This window comes from Verticiella sediminum (assembly GCF_007558815.1).
Classification (GTDB): Bacteria; Pseudomonadota; Gammaproteobacteria; order Burkholderiales; family Burkholderiaceae_B; genus Verticiella; species Verticiella sediminum.
Map to the genome: position 1 here is coordinate 28835 of NZ_VLTJ01000028.1, position 16335 is coordinate 45169.

Genomic DNA, 16335 nt, shown 5'->3' on the forward strand with positions numbered 1-16335 from the left:
TATGGCACTGATCGAGATCGAGCGCGTCTGCCGTCTGTTCGAGGACCCCAAGCGCGGCAAGCCGGTGATCGCGCTGGACAATGTCAACGTGCGCGTCGAGCGCAACGAATTCCTGTGCCTGCTCGGGCCCAGCGGCTGCGGCAAGTCCACCCTGCTCAACATGATCGCCGGCTTCGACCATCCGAGCAGCGGTACCGTGAAGGTCGGCGGCCACGTGGTCTCCGAACCCGGCGCGGATCGCGGTGTGGTGTTCCAGCAAGCCAACCTGATGCCCTGGCTGCCGGTCTGGGAGAACGTCGCCTTCCACCTCAAGATGACCGGCGCGCCCAAGGCCGAGCGCCGCGAGCGCGCGCAGAAGTTCATCGACATGGTGGGGCTGCGCGGCTTCGAGAACCACTATCCCAGCGAACTGTCGGGCGGCATGAACCAGCGCGTGGGCATTGCCCGCGCCCTGCTCATGAACCCCGAAGTCATCCTGATGGACGAGCCGTTCGGCGCGCTGGACGAGCAGACCAAGATGGACATGCACGCCGAACTGGTGCGCATCTGGCGCGAGAGCCAGAGCACGATCGTGTTCGTCACCCACAGCATCGAGGAAGCACTCGCGCTCGGCACCCACGTGGCCGTGATGTCGGCGCGCCCGGGGCGCATCCGCGAGCTGCTGCCGATCGACCTGGACCGCCCGCGCGACACCACCTCGGCCCAGTTCAACGACTACAAGCGGCACATCCTGCACCTGCTGCGCCCTGAGTCCGAACACCGATTGGAACAGGCGGCGTAGATGAACCACCCCCTACGCGCCGACGCGCGCTGCCCTCGAGGAGGCTGACGTGAGCACCTTCATCACCGGCGCCTGCGGCTTCGTGGGGCTGGCGCTCGCCGAGCACTGGCTGGGCGCCGGCGAGGAAGTCGTCGGCTACGACGTGCAGGCGCTGCCCGCTTCGGCCAGCGAGCGCTTCCGGGCACTGCCGGGCCGCTACGTGCACGTGCGCGGCAACGTGTGCGATGCCGGCGCCCTGGATCGCGCGCTGGGCCAGCATCGGCCGAGCCGCGTGGTCAGCCTCGCGGCCGTCACGGCAGGCGCGCGCCGCGAGCGCGGCGACCCCGCCAGCATCGCCCAGGTCAACGTGGCAGGAGCCTGGAACGTGCTGGCCGCCGCGGCGGCGCATCGCGTCGCGCGCGTGGTCCATGTGAGTTCGGGCTCGGCCTACGGGCACAGCGGGCGGGCGAGCGCCCGCCTGCACGAGACCGACACTCCGCTGCAGCCGGAGGCGCTGTACGGCATCACCAAGCACGCCGCCGAGGCCGGGGCCCTGCGGCTGGCCGATCTCTACGGGCTCGATGTGCGCGTCGCACGTCTGGGTACCTGCTTCGGTCCATGGGAGGCCGACACCGGCGTGCGCGATACGCTCAGCGCTCCGCTGCAGGCGCTGCACCTCGCCGCCAGCGGCGAGGCGGTCGTGCTGCCGCGCGACAGCCGGCGCGACTGGCTGTACGTGCGCGACGCCGCAGCCGGGCTCGCCGCCCTGGCGCAGGCTCCGGTGCTGCATCACTCCGTGTACAACGTGGCGGCCGGCTTCGAATGGTCCATGAGCGCCTGGTGCGCGTATCTGCAGCAGGCCTTCCCCACCGCCGACTGGCGCGTCGCCGTCGACGGCGAGGACGCCAACATCGACTACTACGCACCCTACGACAGGGCTTCCATGGACATCGGCCGGCTCTGCGCGGATACCGGCTTCGTACCGCGCTACGACCTGCCCGCCGCGGCCGACGACTACCTCGCCTGGTTCCGTGCCCAGAACGCCGCGCAACGCTCCGCCCCCTGAGGACACCATCGCCGCCATGCCCGCTTCCTACGCCCTTCCCGCCGACGCCCGACGCCTGCCGGGCCGGGTCTGCATCGTTACCGGCGCGGCTTCCGGCATCGGCCGCGCCACCGCCCGTCTGCTTGCCGCGCACGGCGCTTACGTCGTCGTGGCCGACATCACCAGCGAGGTCATCGAGGGCGGCGCGCCCACCGCCGAACGAATCGCCGAGGACGGCAACCATGCGGTCTACCGTCGCACCGACGTGGCCAGCCTGGCCGACGTCGAGGGCCTGGTCGCCGACACGGTGGCCCGCCACGGCCGGCTCGACGTGATCGTGAACAACGCCTGCATCCGCCACGCCCGTCCGCTGCTCGAGATGGGCGAAGACGACTGGAACCGCGTGCTCGACGTCAATCTGTCCGGCGCGTTCCGCTGCTGCCAGGCCGCCGTGCGGCAGATGCTCACGCAGACGCCCCTGGCCGACGAGGACGAGGGCGTGCGCGGCCGGATCGTCAACCTCGCCTCGCAGCACGGCATGATCGCCGCCCCGCAGGACATCGCCTACGGCACGAGCAAGGCGGGCGTGGCCTATCTCACGCGCCAGATCGCGACCGACTACGCCGCCCAGGGCATCGTGTGCAATGCCGTCGCGCCCGGCAAGATCCAGACGGGCGCGGGCGGCCGCGCCGTCGATCCGGCCGTGATGGACCGCGCAACGCGGCGCACGCCGTGGCCGCGCCTGGGACGCTCCGAAGACGTCGCGAACGCGGTCCTTTTCCTTGCCAGCGCCGAAGCGAGCTTCATCACCGGCGCCCAGCTCATGGTCGATGGCGGCTGGATGGCCGCCTGACACCGACAGACAGAACCTTCCGCACCACAGAACGCACACCATGTCCGCTACGAGCTTCGATCTTGTCGTCCGCAACGCCCGCGTCGTCACCGCCGCGGATGTCTTCACCTGCGATATCGGTGTGCGCGAGGGTGTCATCACCGCGCTCGGCACCGGGCTCGCACCGGGCGCCCGCGAGGTCGATGCCCAGGGGCGCTACGTCACGCCCGGCGGCGTGGACGCGCATTGCCACCTCGACCAGCCCTCGCCGCCGCCGGTGCGCATGGCCGACGACTTCGACACCGGCACGGCCTCGGCCGCCTGCGGCGGCACCACCACGGTGATTCCCTTCGCCGCCCAGGAAAAAGGCAGCTCGCTGCGTGCCGCCGTCGAGGACTATCACCGCCGCGCCGAAGGCCGGGCCCACGTGGACTACGCGTTCCACTTGATCGTGAGCGACCCCACGCCCAAGGTGTTGGAAGAGGAACTGCCGGCCTTGATCGAGGAAGGCTATACGTCGTTCAAGATCTACATGACCTACGACGACCTCAAGCTGGACGATGGCCAGATCCTCGACGTGCTCGACGTGGCGCGCCGCCATGGCGCCATGGCCATGATCCACGCCGAGAACTCCGACTGCATCGAATGGCTCACGCGCCGGCTGCAAGCCGCGGGCAAGACCGCGCCGCGCTTTCACGCGCACGCCCGGCCCATGCTGGTCGAACGGGAGGCGACGCACCGCGCGATCTCGCTGTCGCAGCTCGTGGACGTGCCCATCCTGATCGTGCACGTGTCCGGCAAGGACGCAGTCGAGCAGATCCGCTGGGCGCGCGGCCTGGGGCTGTCGATCTTCGCCGAGACCTGCCCGCAGTACCTCTTTCTCACCGCCGAGGACCTCGGCCTGGAAAGCCCCGAGGACGGCTACCTCGGCGCACGCTGCGTGTGCAGCCCGCCGCCGCGCGACAAGTCCAACCAGGAAGTGATCTGGCGCGGCCTGGCCGACGGCACGTTCACCGTCTTTTCGTCGGACCACGCCCCCTTCCGCTACGACGGCGAGCACGGCAAGAAGCCGGGCGGACAGGAAGTCGCCTTCCAGCATATCCCGAACGGCATTCCCGGCCTGGAAACGCGCCTGCCGCTGCTCTGGTCGGAAGGCGTGCTGGGCGGGCGCATCACGCCGCAGAAGTTCGTCGAACTGACCGCCACCAACCCGGCCAAGGCCTACGGCCTGCATCCGCGCAAGGGGACGATCGCCATCGGCGCCGACGCCGACCTGGTGGTATGGGACGAGCGCGACGTCATCGTGCGCAACGATATGCTGCACCACGACGTGGACTACACCCCTTACGAAGGCATCGCACTGCGCGCCTGGCCCGGACTCACCCTGGTCGGCGGTGACGTGGTGTGGGACGGCCGCACGTTCCTGCCGCGTCGCGGCGCGGGTCGCTTCCTGCGCTGCGGCATGCCTACACTGCTGCCGGCGCGGGGTTGAGCGCGCCGGCGCCGGCTGAATTACCGGGACAGCACCTGCTCCAGCGTGTCGGCTTCCAGGACGCGGCCCAGCGCCCGCTGCAACTCGGCCGCCGACGCCGCGCTCACGCGCGCGGCCGCAGCATCGGGCAGCGGCCCGAATCGACGGACCAGCAATTCCGTCAATGCCTGGCGCAGACCGGCCGTCCGACCTTCTTCCCGACCTTCTTCCCGGCCCTTGGCCCGGCCGATGGCCAACCCCTTCTCGATGCCGACCCGCTCGACACTGGTCACATAGCTCACGTCGAATTCTCCTTCGAGGCGCGCGACAGCCTCGGTGAAGGCCAGGCTTTCCGGTGCCGGCAGCGCGAGTACCCCGTCGATGAAACGGAACAGGCGCTGCACGTCGGCCTCGCCATAGCCGTAGTCGTACAGCAGCCGCATCAGCGCCACCTTGCGTTGCAGCCTGGCACGCGGCGCGCGTGCCAGCGTGTCGCTTGCATCCAGCTCCACGAGCACCATCACGGCGAAGGGATTGTCGCGGGCCAGATCCCGCAATGCCTCGCGCCGCGTCCGCCAGCCGGCCAAATGTACCACCGGAAACACGAACTCCAGGTAGCCGAAGCCCCCGCCCAGTGGTGCGAGCCGGTAGGCGAGCCGTGACGGACCCGCGCGGGATCGGGTCAGGATGCCCAGGTGGACGATGTCCTGCTCCGGATGACGGTCGCGCAGGCGGTAATGGTAGGTATACATGCGCGACAGGAAGGCCGCATCCAGGCGCGCCTGGACCTCGATGTGGATCAGCAGCAGCGCCTTGACGCCTGTGCGCAAGCGCAGCTCGACGAGTTTGTCGACATAGCGCCGCCCCCGGCGGGACGCTCCCGCCAGGCGCTGCAGCTCCTTGTCCCGAAAGACCGGCCTGGCCGTCCAGTCCATGTGCGCGTGCAACGCCGGCCAGAACAACCGTAGACAGGGTTCGACATAGTGCTCCAGCGCATCCTTCCAGTGCCCATCGAGATCGGATGGCTCGGCGCCTGTGCCGGCGGATGCCGGCATCGCCTTCGCATCGGTGGTGGCATGGGGCATGGGGTCTCCGACTATCGAAGGCCCAGCTTACGGTCCAGGCTGGCGGTGCGAACGTCGACTGCTGACGATTCTGCGCACCGGCCGCGCGCGACCCGCTCAGGACGGCTCGGATCGCGCTTCGGACGCTCCCGCGCGCGCCGGGACCGCCAGCAGGAGCCAGCCCAGGAGCGCGCATACGGCGCCCGCCAGGAATACGCTGGCGTAGCCCGTCCGGTTCGCCAGCATGCCCGCCAGCGGCCCCGTCACGCCGTAGGCGATGTCCTGGAACATCGCGAAACCGCCCACCGCCGTGCCGCGCAGCGATGCCGGGACCCGTCTGACGGCTTCCATGCCCATGGCGGGAAACACCATCGAGCAGCCGACGCCCGTGAGCAAGGCGCCGGCCAGCGCCACGCCAGGCCCCGGTGCCAGCCAGAGCAGCGCCTGGCCGACGGCCTCGAGCGCCAGCGAGCACAACGCAACCGGCCGGCCGCCGAGACGATCCGGCAGGTGTCCGGCCAGGAGTCGCACCGCCACGAAGCCCGCGCCGAAGGCCGTCAGCCCCAGCCCCGCGTGCGGCCAGCCCTGGGCGAGGAAATACAAGGGCACGAAGGCGCCCAAGGCGGCGAAGCCCACCCCTTGCAGGCCGACCACGGCGCCTTCGCGCCAGATGCGGCCGAGCACCTGCCGAAAGGGCACGCGCGGCACGGTGCCGGTGGACACGCTCGCGGGCAGGGTGCGCACGCACCACCATGCCAGCAGCGGGACGAGCGAGGCGAACACCATCACACTGGCGAAGCCCGAAACGCCCAGCAGCCACAGCCCGAGCGGGCCGCCCGCAGCGAGCGCGCCATACATGGCCATACCGATGAAGGCCAGGACGCGGCCGGAGCGCGCCGGCCCCATGAGCTGCATGCCCCAACTGACCGCGCCCACCATGGCCAGGCTTTCGCCCAGGCCCAGCAGAACGCGGCCGGCCACCAGCACAATGTAGGCGGGTTGCGCCGCCAGGCCCGGCGCAGCGGATGCCAGGCAGACCAGGCTTGCCAACACATAGATCAGCAGGCCACGACGCAGGCAGGTGCCTGGACCGAGGCGGTCGGCCACGCTGCCGGCATGGGCGCGGGTCAGGATGGTCGAGAGAAAGGCGACGCCGATGGCAAAGCCGCCGGCCACGTTGCCAAGGCCCAGGTGCCGAGTCACGTAGACCGACAGCGAGGCCAGGCCGACCGCCACGCAGAGATAGGCAAGAAAGAGAGCGGCACTCAGGCGCAACAGGGGCGCCAGCCGATCCGCACCGGAAGATGTCGTCGTCGACATAGGAACAGGCTCCGAGAGACTGCCCTCCGGTACGGCGCGCAACCGCAACGTCGCGCACCCGCCGGCTCAGGCAGCAGGTTGCGCGTTGGTTGACGTAAACGCTTACGCGAACGCGGGGAAAGGGCCGCGTTCGTATGGATGGCATTCTACCGCGCGCCGGCGCCGCCTTCACCCACGCGCTCGAGCAGCACGCGGGTCTCGAACTTGGCGCGATGCACCGAGAAGAAGCTGCGCACATTGCGCACGTTCGACGACGCGTTGAACAGACGCCCGACCAGTGCGTGATATGCCGCCATGTCGGACGCACCGACGATGACCACGAAGTCCGGCCCGCCCGACACCCGGTAGCACTGCAGCACCGCGGATTCGACCACCGCCCTGGCCTCGAAGGCGGCCAGACGCTCGGCCGACTGGACATCCAGCGTCACTTCGACGATGGCCGTCAGCGGCAGGCCCACGACAGCCGGATCGATCAGCGCGACGACGCCCTGGATCACTCCGAGCTCGCGCAGGCGCCGGACCCGACGCAGGCAGGTGGGCGCCGAACTGAACACGCGCTCGGCGAGTTCCTGATTGGTCAGGGCAGCGTCCTGCTGGAGCTGGACCAGGATGCGATGGTCGAGCTCGTCCAGCAAGATCGCATTATCGACGGATGAATCCACCATTTTCTATCAATCAATGAACGATAATTTCATGTCTATTGAAGGCCACAGAATCATTCCAATATTGGCTTGATTCTGCAATTTAATTTCTCGCCAATCTCGCCAGAATACCCGCCATCAGGCGCGCTGCCTACAGCGCGGGCATTACCGGAGAACATCATGTGCGGCATCGTCGGCGCGGCTGCCCTGGGCAGCGACATCACTCCCATCCTTCTCGAAGGCCTGCAGCGGCTCGAATACCGCGGCTATGACTCCTGCGGCATCGCCGTCCACATGGACGGCGAGCCGCGACGTACGCGCAGCACCTCCCGCGTCGCCGATCTGCGCGCGCTGATCGCCAGCGAAGGCCTGCAAGGCTCGACCGGCATCGCGCACACGCGCTGGGCCACGCACGGCGCGCCGGCCACCCACAACGCCCACCCGCACTTCTCCGGGCGTCCGGGCGGCAAGGCCCGCCTGGCCCTGGTGCACAACGGCATCATCGAGAACCACGACGAACTGCGCACCGAGCTGCAGGCCGTCGGCTACGTGTTCGAGAGCCAGACCGACACCGAAGTCATCGCCCACCTGGTCGACCACCTCTACGTGGACGACCTCTTCCAGGCGCTGCAGCAGGCCGTGCGCCGCCTGCAGGGCGCCTATGCCATCGCCGCGTTCTGCCGCGAGGAACCGCACCGCGTGGTGGGCGCGCGCAACGGCTCGCCCCTGGTGGTCGGCCGCGGCGAAGGCGCGAACTACCTGGCCTCCGATGCCCTGGCGCTGGCCGGCACCACCGAGCGCATCCAGTACCTGGAAGACGGCGACGTCGTCGACGTGCAACCCGGCGGCGTGTGGATCGTCGACCTCGACGGCCACCCCGCCCAGCGCGAAGAGCACGTCGTGCCCGCCTACACCGGCGCAGCCGAACTGGGCCCGTACCGGCACTTCATGCAGAAGGAAATCTTCGAGCAGCCGCGGGCCATCGCCGACACCCTGCAGGACCTGGACAGCGTCACGCCGGAATTCTTCGGCGACGGCGCCTACTCGATCTTCACCGAGACCGATTCCGTCCTCATCCTGGCCTGCGGCACCAGCTACTACGCCGGGCTGACCGCCAAGTACTGGATCGAGGCGCTCGCCGCCATCCCGGTTGCCGTCGAGATCGCCAGCGAGTACCGCTACCGCACCAGCGTGCCCAATCCGCGCACCCTGGTCGTGACCATCTCGCAGTCCGGCGAAACCGCGGACACCCTTGCCGCGCTCAAGCACGCGCGCAAGCTCGGCATGCAGAACACCCTCACCATCTGCAACGTCGCCACCAGCGCCATGGTGCGCGAGTGCAGGCTCAACTTCATCACGCGCGCGGGCGTGGAGATCGGCGTGGCCTCCACCAAGGCCTTCACCACCCAGCTCACCGCCCTCTTCCTGCTCGCCCTCTCGCTGGCCCAGGTGCGCGGCCGTCTCACCGAAGACGCCGAGGCCGGCCACCTCGCCGCCCTGCGCGGCATGCCCGGCGCCGTCCAGGCCGCGCTCGCGCTCGAACCGCACATCATCGCCTGGGCCGACGCCTTCGCCCGCCGCGAGAACGCCCTCTTCCTCGGCCGTGGCATGCACTATCCCATCGCCCTCGAAGGCGCCTTGAAGCTCAAGGAAATCAGCTACATCCACGCCGAGGGCTACCCCGCCGGCGAACTCAAGCACGGCCCGCTCGCGCTCGTCACCGAGCAGATGCCCGTCGTCACCGTCGCGCCCAACAACGAGCTGCTGGAAAAGCTCAAGTCCAACCTGCAGGAAGTGCGCGCGCGCGGCGGCCAGCTCTACGTCTTCGGCGACACCGGCACCCGCATCCCCTCGGAGCCGGGCGTGTACGTCATCCAGCTCCCGGAATACTACGGCTTGCTGTCGCCGATCGTGCACACCATTCCGCTGCAGCTACTGGCCTATCACACCGCGATAGCGCGGGGGACGGACGTGGACAAGCCGAGGAATCTGGCGAAGAGTGTGACGGTGGAGTGAAAAGGCTGGCTGCGGGCTATGCCTCGGCGCTCAAGCCGCCCACATGGCGGGTCGACCGGTCCACTTCGACACCCAGTTTGTCGGCCGCTGCCAGGATCGCCGACCATGTGGCGCCATCGACCGGAATGCCGTGCGCCCGCCGCTCTGTGCAGGCCCGCCGCTCCGGCTCGCCGGCAAGCATCACCGCCTCCACGCCATCCTGCGGCGGCGACGCGGTGACCCAGTCCAGGCAGGCCAGCGTCTGCTCGGCGAAGCCTTGCGCATCGCCCAGCCTTGCCGGATCGATCAGGATGGTGAGCATGCCGTTGAGCACACGCTTCTTGCCTTCGTCCGGGCCGTGAACCGCCAGGCCGGCGGCCAGTGCGCCGCCAAGGATTTCGCAGGCCAGCGACAAGCCGAAGCCCTTGTGTTCACCGAACGGCAATAACGCGCCGAGCGGACCGACCACGGCATGCGCCGGGTTGGTCGTGGACCGGCCCTCGTGGTCGAGCAACTGGCCCGGTGCCAAGGGCACGCCCTTGTTGTAGGCCACGCGTGCCTTGCCTTGCGCGATCACGCTGGTGGCCAGGTCGAGAATGAAAGGCTCGCGGCCCTCGATCGGTATCCCGATGGCGAACGGATTCGTGCCCAGGCGGGCGTCGCGCCCGCCCCATGCGGCAACGAGTGGACGCGAGATCACGTTGACGAAATGGACGGACACCAGCCCTGCGGCGACGGCCATCTCGGCCCATTCGCCGATACGGCCGAGGTGATGGGCGTTGCCCAGCGCCATGATGCAGGTGCCGTGCTCGCGCGCGCGTTCGATACCCATCGCCATGGCGGCATGGCCGATCGACTGGCCGAAGCCAGTCTGCCCGTCCAGGGCGAGCATGGGGCCTTGATCGATGCGAATCCGGGGCTGCGCGTTGGGCTTCAGGCTGCCTTCCAGGTAGGCCTCCACATAGCGCGGCAGCATGCCGATGCCGTGCGAGTCATGGCCATACAAGTTGGCCCGCACCAGGTTCTCGCTGACGAGGTCCACCTCGCGCGCATCGCTGCCGAAGCCTCGCACGATCTCGCGCACGACATCGCACAGGGGCTCGGATTCGAATCGATGAAAATCCGCCATGAATGACTGTCTCCGTTATGTTTTGCAAGCGCCACCCACCGCCAGGGTTGTGAGAGCTTGGTGGCCGAAGGCCTTGAAGTGCGGGCCCCCGTCGTCAGGATAGCCGCTCGCGCGATAGCGTGGCGAGCTTGCCGCTACCGGCGGATACGGGCGGATGGCCCGCCCAATGCGCCGCCACCGCCCCGCCCGTCCCCAGCAGCGGGTCGGTAGGCGGCGCGGGCAAATCCGCGATGGCGCGGCGCTGCGCCTCGGTGGCCGGAGCGGTCTGCAAGTCGGGAGACTGGCCGGGCGGATAGGCGGCCACGACCTCGAAGTCGGCGGTGGCGCTCAGGCATTGATGGGCCGTGCCGGCGGGAAGCAGGATACCGTCGCCGGGCCCGACCTCCACGGTGCGGCCCGCCTCGGCGCCGAGCCGCAGGCGCGCCCTGCCCCGGGCTACGCCCAGCACTTCGTGGGCATGGGCGTGATAGTGCACGTAGGGATAGACCTCGCCGCGCCAGCCGCCCTGCCAGCCGTGCGCGGCGAAGCGTGTTTCGAAGGCGCGCGCGGCGTCTTCGTCCGCCGGGATGGCGCCAAGGTACAGGATGACCGGCCAGCGCGGATGATTGGGCGCGCACGCCGCGGGGGCGAAGTGCAGGGTATGGATTGGCATCGGGCTTTCCCACCAGACAAAGTTCTCGGCCCCTGCGGCAAGTTCCAGGCCCGCGCCGGGCGTGGCGGCGCGAGGCCTCGAGCGACGATCAGGACGCAGGCACGGGCAACGCCGGGTACGTCCAGCCCGCGAAATGCGCGAGGTTCACCAGAAAGTGCACCGCCACGGAGGCGGCCAGGCCGCCGCGCAGGAAAGCCCAGCCATAGCCCAGGCCAGCCAGGCCGCCGAGCATGGCCCAGGCCCAGCCGCCGCCGGCGTGAGCCAGGCCGAACACCGCGGCGGACAGCAGGACAGGCACGACGGGGCGGGTCGGCCAGCGGCGCATCCATGCGCCCTGCAGATAGCCGCGAAACAACAGCTCCTCGGTGACGCAGACGAGCAACAGGTTGTTGGCCGCCCACAAGAGGCCGACCGCGGGCCAGCCGGGCGCCCACGCTACCGCGCCCAAGGCGCTCGCCAACCCCAGGCAGACGGCCAGGGTGAGCGGCGCCAGCGTCAGCACCGTCCGGCACGCGCGGCCGGCGTCTGTCGTACGCACCACCCACGGGCAGGCAAGCAGCAGCCACACGCCGATCCAGGGTTTGTCGAGGTTGAGGTGGAAACCGGCCGCCGGCGCGCCCGGTAGCGGGGGCGGCAAGGGCACGCATACGTTGTCGGTACCGGGCAGCAGATGCAGCGCCAGGGCGGCCGCCAGACAGACGAAAACGGCATGGCCTGCCACGCGCACGGCTCGACCCCGTTGACGGACGGCCACACCGACGCCGAGCAGCGGGATCAGCCATGCCAGCGCGGTAGTGTCCAGGCGGCTACCGCAGGCCCAGGCCAGGCCGCCCCCCACGGCCAGGGCGGCAAGCCAGAGTCGAACCGAGGATGCGGCGGGCCAGGATGAGAACAGTCCGGATACGGGCATGATGATCCCGGGTCGACGCCTAACGGTGCGCGCGCCAAGCGTCGACCCGGACAGCAGGACGGGCCGCCATCATGCCACGATGTGTCGCGCAAATGCCTGGAGGCCGCGACAGATCGGATTGCGGCGGGTGGCGCCAGGCGACGACAAGCTGCTCACGCCGTTGGCGGCAGAACCCGACGGCGTGCCAGGGCGAGGATCTGCTGCGCCTGGGCGCGCATCGCATGATCGATCATCTGCCCCCGATAGCTGACCGCCCCGCTTCCCGCCGCTTCGGCGTCTGCCAACGTGTGGAGCAGACCGGTTGCGTGGTCGATGTCCGCTGGCGTGGGTGCAAAGACCTCGTTGGCGACGCCGGCATGCGCTGGGTGGATCGGCACGGCCCCGGCAAAGCCCAGGGCCGTCGCGCGCCGGCACAGGAGGCGCACTGCGTCCAGGTCGTCCAGGCGCGTGCCGATGATGCTCGCCATGGGATAGGACGCGCCGCCGGTGCGGCTGTCCAGGACGGTCTTGGAAGCCAGGTAGCGCTGTTCGGTACATTCCAATGTAGGTAGGAATCCCATGGCGCGGGAAACGTCGCCCGAGACCGGCCCGCCGACCAGGGCCATCAGGGCCTGGCAGCGTCGGCTGGCGGCGGCAAGCTGCCGGGCGTCGTACAGGCCGATGGCGGTCTCGGGCAGCGGCAGGATGCCGACCGAGCCCAGCGGCATCCCGTCCGCGCTGCCGCCCTCGTGCCACGCATTGATCCTGACGAAGGGCGCGATGCCCATGTCGCGCAGCAGCGGTATGGCTACGCGAGTCAGGGCCCGCGTTTCGTCCTTCAGCGCAGGCGGTACGGCATCCTCGAGATCCGGGATGACCGCGTCGGGCCCATGGCGGGCGACTTTGCGCACCCAGTCGAGCTTGTGCGCGGGAATGAACAGCATGGAATGGATGGGCCGCATGCGTCTTCATCACATCGGAAGGCGGCCGCGTCCCGACGCGCCGGCCAGACCGCCGGTGAGCTGAGGCCAGGGCGGGGCCTCAGGCCGCGGCCGCAGGGTTCAGGGTGCGCTCGGCCAGCCGGGTGATGTCCTGGTCGGTGCGCTTCTCGTCGGCCAGCGTGTTCTGCAGGGTGACGCTATCCTGCCCCAACTGCAGATGCCTGGCCCAACTGGCCAGCGAGCCGTACACAGCCATCTTGTAGTGCTTCATGCGCTGCACGGACACCACGAGCGCCGCATCGCTCAGTTCGGGATCGTCCAGCCTGTCGCTCCACCGGCCGGCCTCGCGCAGCATGGCGCCCATGGAGCTGTCGTGATGCGCCGCCGGCTCCGCACCCTGGGCCTGCAGCAGAGCATCCAGGCGCTCGCACTGACGCGCGGTTTCCTCCGCCTGGCGCGACAGGAACTGCGTCAAGTCGCGCGCCGCCGCACGCCCAGCGAGCGCGTTCAGGCCGTCGGCCATCAGCGCCTCGGCGGACCGCAGTTCCTGCAGCTCCGCGATGTACATGTCTCGAAATCCGTCGTGCTTCATGAGTTCCTCCGCAAAGACAAGGGTTCGAGGGCATCACCCCTGCAGGATTCGGGCCAGTGGCGCAGGCGGCAGGCGGTACGCCGCTTGCGGGTATCGAGGCAGGCGAGTGCATTCGCATATCGCCCTGCACGAGGATCCCGTATGCCCCCGACGTTCGCCCGCCCCGTACCCGGAGCGCCCCACCTCGACAGCGGGCCAAGGCTGCTGCTGCGCCCGTACGGATTCATCGCCAAGCTTCAGCGCGATTTACAAAGCAGCGTGTTCGAGACGCGCATCCTGCTCGAGCGTGCGCGTTGTCTCCGGCCCCCGACGCCACGCGCACGTTCTGCCTGTGTCTTCGAACACCCGCCGGCCGACCGGGGGCAATGGCCCGCGTCCGTCTGTTCTCAATCACGGAGCACACCATGACATCCAAAGTCGACATCGCCAACGACGTGCAGAAAGGCATCGAGAAAGCCAACCGCAGCGACGATGACAAAGCGCGCGACACCACGGAAGCCCATCGCGCCACACGTTTCGACGGCAACCCCGACCCCGCGCCCGACAGCAAGCCAGGCGTCTTCAAGCCGCGCGACGACACCCCGTGGCACCTGGAAAAGAAAAGCGGGCCGCGCAACCCGTGATGCCAGACCGCGGTGGAGCGGAACGTTGTGTGCGCCCTGTCACCGAACGGCGAAGCGCTGGTCGGCTTATTTTGGTGTAAATGGGCGCATTATGGGTTCCCATGATCCGCACCGACTCCGTCCAGATCACCCTGGAGATTCTCGGTCTGATCGCCGGCATCGACGAGTTCAAGGAGGGCGCCTGGCGCGCCCTGGGCACGCTGGCGCCTGACCGGCTGCCCTGACCGAGAACCCCATCCGGCAATTGCACCGCGACCTGCTGACCCACAGCGACAAAGACTCCTGGCATCGCGGCACCTACAAGACCACCACCAACAGCGTGGCCGCGTTCGACGAACACGGCAAGCCGCTGGACGTGGTATTCGAGACCGCCACGCCCTTCGACACGCCGCGTCTGATGGCCGAACTGCTGGCCTGGTTCAACGAAGAACGCGGCGCCGGGCGCTTGCACCCCTTGCTGCGCATCGGTATCTGGATCGTGGTGTTCCTGGAGATCCACCTCTGCCAGGACGGCAACGGCCGCCTGAGCCGAGTGTTGACCACTCTCCTGCTGTTGCAGTCCGGCTATGCGCATGTGCCCTACAGCTCGCTCGAAAGGGTGATCGAGCAGAACAAGGAAGGCTACTACCTGGCGCTGCGCCAGACCCAGGGCGGCATCCGCAGCGATGCCCCGCACTGGCAGCCCTGGCTAGAATTCTTCCTCCGTTGGAAAAGCAAGGCCGACAGGAGACGTCAGTGGATGTCCCTGGACATCGCATCACTTCCCGATGCAGAACCGCGAAAAAATCACCCCCAGCAGGTCGTCGCTGGTGAACTGCCCGGTGATCGAGGCCAGCGCGTTGTGCGCCAACCGCAGTTCCTCGGCAAAGAGATCCAGCACCCGGTCGTCCTCGGCGGCATGCTCTGCAGCAAGCGCGAAATGCTCGTCCGCCTCGTTGAGCGCGGCGATGTGGCGTTCGCGCGCAAGGTAAGGGGATTCGGCGCCGGGGTTCCAGCCGGCGATGCGCAGCAGCTCGGCGCGCAGTTCGGCGAGGCCCGCGCCCTGGCGGGCGGAGATGGGCAGGCCGTCTTGCGGCGGCTGGACGTCTTCGGACAGGAGGTCGACTTTGTTGTAGACCTTCAGAACGGGGGTGCCGGGCGGAAGGCGCTGGGCGATGGCGGCGTCGATGGCGGGGTCGGCGGCCAGGGCTTCGCGGGCGTCCGAGAGGTTGGGCCGGTTCGCGTCGGGGCTTTCCGACGGCGCTGCCGCCACGGCCCCGCGCGCGTCCTGCAAATGCAGGATCAAATCCGCCCGTTCGATCTCCTGCCAGGTGCGCTCGATGCCGATTTTCTCGACGAGGTCCTCGGTGTCGCGTAGACCGGCGGTGTCGACGATGTGCAGGGGCACGCCGTCGATGCTGAGTGCCTGGACGACGCGGTCGCGGGTGGTGCCGGCGACGGGGGTGACGATGGCGGCCTCGAAGCCGGCCAGGGCGTTGAGCAGGCTGGACTTGCCGACGTTGGGCTGGCCGGCCAGGACGACGTGCAGGCCTTCGCGCAGGATGGCGCCCTGGCGGGCGTTGGCGAGGATGGCGGCCAGGGTGTCGCGCAGGCCCTGCAGGGTGTCGCGGGCCTGGTACTTCTCCAGGAAGTCGATCTCTTCTTCCGGGAAGTCCAGGGTGGCTTCGACGAGCATGCGCAGGTGGACGATGCCGTCGGCCAGGGCGTTCACCTCGCGCGAGAAGGCGCCCCGCAGGGAGGCGGCGGCGCCGCGGGCGGCGGCTTCGCTGGCGGCGTCGATGAGGTCGGCGACAGCCTCGGCCTGGGCGAGGTCCATGCGTTCGTTGAGAAAGGCGCGCTGGGTGAACTCGCCGGGCTCGGCCAGGCGCAGGCCGATGTCCCGGCCGGCCTCCAGACAGCGGGCCAGCAGGCGGCGCAGGACGACGGGGCCGCCGTGGCCCTGGAGTTCGAGGACGTGCTCGCCGGTGTAGGAATGCGGCGCGGGGAAGTACAGGGCAAGCCCTTCGTCGATGGCGCTGCCATCGGCGTCGCGAAACGGGAGATAGTGCGCATGGCGCGGCGTGAGGTCGTCACGCCCGAGCACGGCGCGCATGACGGGCTCGAGGCCTGCGCCCGAGAGGCGGATGACACCGATGCCGCCCCGGCCGGGGGCGGTGGCGATGGCGACGATGGGCAGGCTGCGCGTAGCGGACATGGCGTCGGTCGATGATGAGAGGATCGCGGGCTGGGCGGCAAGGCGACGGCCCGAGGCCCTGGCCGCTATTGTGTAGCGAATGAAGGCGACGGACCATCTGTGCCCGGACGGGTTCACGTGGCCTACGGCGCTCGGCTGGCCGCGCGGGAAGCTTCTTCCCGGGCCGCGCCGCACCTGCCTCGTATCA

At 69.2% G+C, this 16335-nt stretch carries 16 protein-coding genes and 1 pseudogene; 8 read left to right on the forward strand and 9 right to left on the reverse strand.

Features of this window, described 5'->3' with window-relative positions:
- The first annotated feature begins 1 nt into the window (after position 1).
- From FOZ76_RS13865 to hydA, 4 genes are read left to right on the forward strand one after another with little or no spacing between them, the layout of a single operon-like run.
- A complete protein-coding gene (locus tag FOZ76_RS13865; protein ID WP_143948868.1) occupies positions 2 to 781 on the forward strand; it encodes an ABC transporter ATP-binding protein in 780 nt (259 codons plus the stop codon).
- Between the two features lie 49 nt (positions 782 to 830).
- Entirely contained in the window at positions 831 to 1826 is a 996-nt protein-coding gene (locus tag FOZ76_RS13870) for an NAD-dependent epimerase/dehydratase family protein (protein WP_143948869.1), read from the forward strand.
- Positions 1827 to 1842: 16 nt separating this feature from the next.
- On the forward strand, positions 1843 to 2658 hold the full coding sequence (locus FOZ76_RS13875; RefSeq protein ID WP_143948870.1) for an SDR family NAD(P)-dependent oxidoreductase: 816 nt from the start codon (positions 1843 to 1845) through the stop codon (positions 2656 to 2658).
- Between the two features lie 40 nt (positions 2659 to 2698).
- Positions 2699 to 4129, forward strand: coding sequence for a dihydropyrimidinase (gene hydA, locus FOZ76_RS13880; protein WP_143948871.1), 1431 nt, complete (start codon positions 2699 to 2701; stop codon positions 4127 to 4129).
- 20 nt (positions 4130 to 4149) lie between these two features.
- Here the strand turns inward: hydA and FOZ76_RS13885 are convergent, their stop codons facing one another.
- The 3 genes from FOZ76_RS13885 to FOZ76_RS13895 form a co-directional block, all read right to left on the reverse strand.
- Positions 4150 to 5193 (reverse strand): RpnC/YadD family protein, encoded by a 1044-nt coding sequence (locus FOZ76_RS13885; protein ID WP_143948872.1) that lies wholly within the window; start codon positions 5191 to 5193, stop codon positions 4150 to 4152.
- Between the two features lie 96 nt (positions 5194 to 5289).
- Entirely contained in the window at positions 5290 to 6492 is a 1203-nt protein-coding gene (locus FOZ76_RS13890) for an MFS transporter (RefSeq protein WP_143948873.1), read from the reverse strand.
- 146 nt (positions 6493 to 6638) lie between these two features.
- The gene (locus tag FOZ76_RS13895; RefSeq protein WP_143948977.1) at positions 6639 to 7154 is read right to left on the reverse strand and encodes an Lrp/AsnC family transcriptional regulator; all 516 of its coding nucleotides are present in this window, start codon (positions 7152 to 7154) and stop codon (positions 6639 to 6641) included.
- Between the two features lie 159 nt (positions 7155 to 7313).
- Between FOZ76_RS13895 and glmS the strand changes: the two genes are divergently transcribed.
- Positions 7314 to 9149: a glutamine--fructose-6-phosphate transaminase (isomerizing) gene (gene glmS / locus FOZ76_RS13900; protein WP_143948874.1), complete on the forward strand. Its 1836-nt coding sequence runs from the start codon at positions 7314 to 7316 to the stop codon at positions 9147 to 9149.
- A gap of 16 nt (positions 9150 to 9165) precedes the next feature.
- On the opposite strand, the gene FOZ76_RS13905 is transcribed toward glmS, so the two are convergent.
- The 5 genes from FOZ76_RS13905 to FOZ76_RS13925 form a co-directional block, all read right to left on the reverse strand.
- Positions 9166 to 10257, reverse strand: coding sequence for a malate/lactate/ureidoglycolate dehydrogenase (locus FOZ76_RS13905; protein ID WP_143948875.1), 1092 nt, complete (start codon positions 10255 to 10257; stop codon positions 9166 to 9168).
- Positions 10258 to 10351: 94 nt separating this feature from the next.
- Entirely contained in the window at positions 10352 to 10909 is a 558-nt protein-coding gene (locus FOZ76_RS13910; protein ID WP_143948876.1) for a cupin domain-containing protein, read from the reverse strand.
- A gap of 88 nt (positions 10910 to 10997) precedes the next feature.
- On the reverse strand, positions 10998 to 11819 hold the full coding sequence (locus FOZ76_RS13915) for a CPBP family intramembrane glutamic endopeptidase (protein WP_143948877.1): 822 nt from the start codon (positions 11817 to 11819) through the stop codon (positions 10998 to 11000).
- Positions 11820 to 11971: 152 nt separating this feature from the next.
- Positions 11972 to 12760 carry an HpcH/HpaI aldolase/citrate lyase family protein gene (locus FOZ76_RS13920; protein WP_143948878.1) on the reverse strand — a complete coding sequence of 263 codons (789 nt, stop codon included), beginning with the start codon at positions 12758 to 12760 and terminating at the stop codon, positions 11972 to 11974.
- Positions 12761 to 12839: 79 nt separating this feature from the next.
- On the reverse strand, positions 12840 to 13331 hold the full coding sequence (locus tag FOZ76_RS13925; RefSeq protein ID WP_143948879.1) for a YciE/YciF ferroxidase family protein: 492 nt from the start codon (positions 13329 to 13331) through the stop codon (positions 12840 to 12842).
- A 404-nt stretch (positions 13332 to 13735) separates the two neighbouring features.
- On the opposite strand from FOZ76_RS13925, the gene FOZ76_RS13930 reads away from it, so the two are divergent.
- From FOZ76_RS13930 to FOZ76_RS27965, 3 genes and pseudogenes are all read left to right on the forward strand, one after another.
- Positions 13736 to 13954, forward strand: a complete 219-nt coding sequence (locus tag FOZ76_RS13930; RefSeq protein ID WP_143948880.1) for a hypothetical protein — start codon at positions 13736 to 13738, stop codon at positions 13952 to 13954.
- A 101-nt stretch (positions 13955 to 14055) separates the two neighbouring features.
- A complete protein-coding gene (locus FOZ76_RS28180) occupies positions 14056 to 14178 on the forward strand; it encodes a hypothetical protein (RefSeq protein ID WP_281283002.1) in 123 nt (40 codons plus the stop codon).
- Between the two features lie 20 nt (positions 14179 to 14198).
- Positions 14199 to 14447 (forward strand): annotated as a pseudogene (locus tag FOZ76_RS27965) (Fic family protein); the annotation flags it as partial.
- A gap of 264 nt (positions 14448 to 14711) precedes the next feature.
- Here FOZ76_RS27965 and mnmE read toward each other — a convergent pair.
- Complete coding sequence (gene mnmE, locus FOZ76_RS13940; protein ID WP_143948881.1) at positions 14712 to 16148, reverse strand: tRNA uridine-5-carboxymethylaminomethyl(34) synthesis GTPase MnmE; 1437 nt, start codon at positions 16146 to 16148, stop codon at positions 14712 to 14714.
- Positions 16149 to 16335: the final 187 nt, after the last annotated feature.